At 36.2% G+C, this 3,605-nt stretch carries 4 protein-coding genes; all 4 read right to left on the bottom strand.

All coding sequences use genetic code 11. From position 1 onward, the window contains the following. Positions 1-252, bottom strand: a 252-nt coding sequence (locus tag D8854_RS09690) for a RepB family plasmid replication initiator protein (protein WP_142999512.1), incomplete at its 3' end; no start/stop codon positions are given. A 1,345-nt stretch (positions 253-1,597) separates the two neighbouring features. Continuing rightward, positions 1,598-1,879, bottom strand: a complete 282-nt coding sequence (locus D8854_RS09685; RefSeq protein WP_125450624.1) for a hypothetical protein — start codon at positions 1,877-1,879, stop codon at positions 1,598-1,600. Positions 1,880-2,274: 395 nt separating this feature from the next. Beyond that, a complete protein-coding gene (locus tag D8854_RS09680) occupies positions 2,275-2,679 on the bottom strand; it encodes a hypothetical protein (RefSeq protein ID WP_125450623.1) in 405 nt (134 codons plus the stop codon). A 26-nt stretch (positions 2,680-2,705) separates the two neighbouring features. Then, positions 2,706-3,605, bottom strand: a 900-nt coding sequence (locus D8854_RS09675) for a replication initiation protein (RefSeq protein WP_125450622.1), incomplete at its 5' end; no start/stop codon positions are given.

Genomic DNA, 3,605 nt, shown 5'->3' with positions numbered 1-3,605 from the left:
TGTTTTTTCGATATATCGCAACTGAGTGATATTATTAGCTAAGCTATTCATTGTATCGTGAAATCGTTTGTTGTGTTGAATAGAATAGCTTGTAAGTTCGGCTAACTGATACTTATCAAATACTAAGTCTTCTATGCCGTTATCTCTGGCTTTTGCGATAATTGCGAAGAAGAAATTCATCTCTTCTGCCGTCCATTTTCTCATGATAACCGTGTTCAAATCGTTATGATGCTTAACTACTTCATTTGTCATTAAGAACCCCTTTTTATTTTTTCTCAATTATACCATTGAAAATATTATAAAGCAAAAAAAATATTTCTTCTTAATAAACCGACATTTCTACACCTATAAACCGACATTTCTACACCTATAAACCGACATTTCTACACCTATAAACCGACATTTCTACACCTATAAAACTTGAAACTCCTTGTTCCTCTAGGTTTTGCTGGGGGCTTAAATATATATAAAATATAATTAAATATATAGAAAAAGGGTCTCACTTCGTTTCGCCCCTCTTTCTACACATCCGAAAACAAACTAAAATTTGAAACCCAAAACCACCAGTAGCTGAAAATAAATCTAGTATATATTTTTGACACAACTATATAACCATGATAAAATAAAGTTGCCGAATAAGTAGCTCAAGGCTACACCAAAGCCCTAGAGGATGCCAGTCCTTTAGGGCTTTTTTTACGTTCTTTTCAGATTAACGAGTGTTTGTAGGCTGACTACCGTTTATCCTCATCATCCAGCCATTTGCAAATGAAGTATGCCAGTACATTTGCCACGACGCTGAGGAAGAGCTCGAATAAGTAACTCACGACTATCACCTCCTTTCACGACCTGTAAGTCGCAATCGGTTTTTCGATAGCGATTTTATTATACCATGGACTTTTTCTAAAAAGCAAAGTATGATAACCTTTCTCTTCGCTTGGTTTATTTGATGGCATAAATTGCTAATGTCGAAGCCATGAGCAAAGGGGAAAATTGTTAATCACATCTGGGGATACTGTCCCTTCTATTTGGGATAGGGAGTCTGGCAATATGCCTTGGTTCGCACTTTTCAACGTAAAACGAACTAAAATAGAGCCCAATACATATAATTCAGTCGCTTCTAAACAAGCCCATTCACCTTTTAATTGCTTTTTATTTTTTTTATGTTATCCTGAAGTCTCAAGATAGCGCTATCTTTGAATCACACTATCACTTATAATCAAGGAGGATCACTATGAACTACAAATTCCACTTAAATTTTTGTTTTGACCCTGACCACTATCCTGGAGATTTCGATGGTAGTAACACCGGAAATGGCGAAGGAGATGGTGGATTAGAGCCATAAATTTCTCTTTTTCTATTAGGATTGTTAAGAAGCTAAAATTAAAACTATAATTAAAAAAAACGCATAAGTTCTCTTAAAAAGAGCTTATGTGTTTTTTCATTTTATTAATTCTTACATGTATTATCAAATAATTTTTACGAGGCGGACAATTTAGAAGTGATTAGAAGCCATATTTTGCCCTCTAACGTGTTCTGACATCAAAAGTATAGAATTATATTCTAAAACTAAAATAGTGGCAATACGACCCTCTAAAGGCTATTTACGCTCGTTTAACATTTTGAGTAATAACTCGTATATCAATTCTTGCTGTTTTTCAATCATACCGAGACGGCGCATGACCTTTTCTTCAAACGTAGCATCATAGCTATCTTTTCTCAGTCGAGAACGAATCTCATCTATTCCAGAAGGAGATATAAGATATACCCCATTTTCTTTTCCAATCTGGAAAATATCCAAGTTCTTTCTGTGATATTTTACCAGGTCTTTTGATATTCCTAACTCCTCTGCGACCTCTTTTAGTGTTTTCCAATCTGACATGACTCTAAATCCTCCTTACTAGCATTATATCGTTGTGGCAAGCGTAGCATGTGGGTATCACCTTACCAGTAAGTTTACCACATGCTAGGTCAGTTTCAAAATGAAAACTGATTTTTGGGAGACCCCAAACCCCTTATTTAGTTTTTACTAGGTAATTTACCTTTGTAGGCTCTAAAAGAGCATAAGGGAAACTGTCCCCACGAAGCGTGTGGAGTTGATAGTATCAACGTTTCCGGTACCGGTAATTTTCTCGGCTTCGCCTACTTACACACACATGCTATACTTACCTTTACACACTTTGTAGGTGTTATACCTACACCCTTTTTTGACTATCTCACACTTTAACACACTCTTATCTCATACAGATACATACAAAAAAAAGAGATGCTGATTTCTCAATCAACAATCTCTTCAGCTGGTAAGGTATAAAACGGCAAGTATTTTGGCAGTTCCTCAATCTCCAAACCGAGAACGTCTGCTAATTCAGCAATCTCTTTCATCAACTCGTCGATTTCACCCTCTAGTAACTCATAACGTTTTTTATCCAACACTTTCTTCACTCGAGCAATTTGACTAGCCACGAATTCAAATTGACTTTCAATAGCGCTTCGAGAACTGTCCCAATAGTTTTGGGCAATAGCCTGCTTTTTCTCTGTAGCTCGTAGATGGTCAGCCAATGCATTAAAACTCTCCCATGCAGTACTTTCCCACTGCTCAGCTTCTTCTACTTGCCTTAACAATCTATTTCTTTCAGCTTTTAATTTCTCAATATCATTTATTAGTTCTGTTCTTTCTGTCATTTTGCTACTCCCTTTTCTGTAACTAGCTAATCTTCAAACATATCCATTTGCCCTGGCAAAACCTTTTGGGGCTCATTATCTAATCTAGCTAACATCTCCTGCTTTTTACGCTCTAGTTCAGCCTTCTTCTCCTCGCTCGTTGTATTCACATATTCAGGAGTTGACCAAGTAGGTACGTTGGACTTCATTTTCTTAGTTGTCTTGCTTAATTTAGGTTTATTGAACTTATTTGGGACATACGATTCAGTCATTTCAGGATTCCATGTGAACTCATAGCCGAGAACCGGATTCCCACGCTTGTTTGATTTGATTTTTTTGACTTTTAACCCCTCAAAATATGGTGAAAGTTGCTTCAGGATTGGTTTGATGACTGCTCTATCAATCTCGCTTGATTTATAACTATTAGGCATATCAAGTAAAGTTTTAAATTCATCAATCTTGAACTCTTTGCGCCCCACTGTACGCCATTGTTTTAATAGTCTATATGCAGTTTTAGCGTATGTAGACCGAATATTTGTAAACTCTGCAAGCTCATATTGCGTGAAATTGGCTGAAAGTCTGTTTAAGATATACTCGAATTTCGGCGAAAGAGAAACTGTTGCAGTCATATCTGACAAATCTTCTTTCCAATCCACTCGAAATCTTGTAAACAGTGGCATATACTCAATAGAATTGCTTGTTTTTTCGATATATCGCAACTGAGTGATATTATTAGCTAAGCTATTCATTGTATCGTGAAATCGTTTGTTGTGTTGAATAGAATAGCTTGTAAGTTCGGCTAACTGATACTTATCAAATACTAAGTCTTCTATGCCGTTATCTCTGGCTTTTGCGATAATTGCGAAGAAGAAATTCATCTCTTCTGCCGTCCATTTTCTCATGATAACCGTGTTCAAATCGTTATGATGCTTAACTACTTCATTTGT

The sequence above is a fragment of the Streptococcus mitis genome (assembly GCF_003943905.1).
GTDB classification, from domain to species: domain Bacteria; phylum Bacillota; class Bacilli; order Lactobacillales; family Streptococcaceae; genus Streptococcus; species Streptococcus mitis_BC.
This window is presented reverse-complemented; position numbering and strand designations above follow the sequence as displayed.

Coding starts and splice junctions, on each gene's coding strand:
- D8854_RS09680 (WP_125450623.1), bottom strand. CDS start 2,679: ATGACAGAAAGAACAGAACTAATAAATGATATTGAGAAATTAAAAGCT.
- D8854_RS09685 (WP_125450624.1), bottom strand. CDS start 1,879: ATGTCAGATTGGAAAACACTAAAAGAGGTCGCAGAGGAGTTAGGAATA.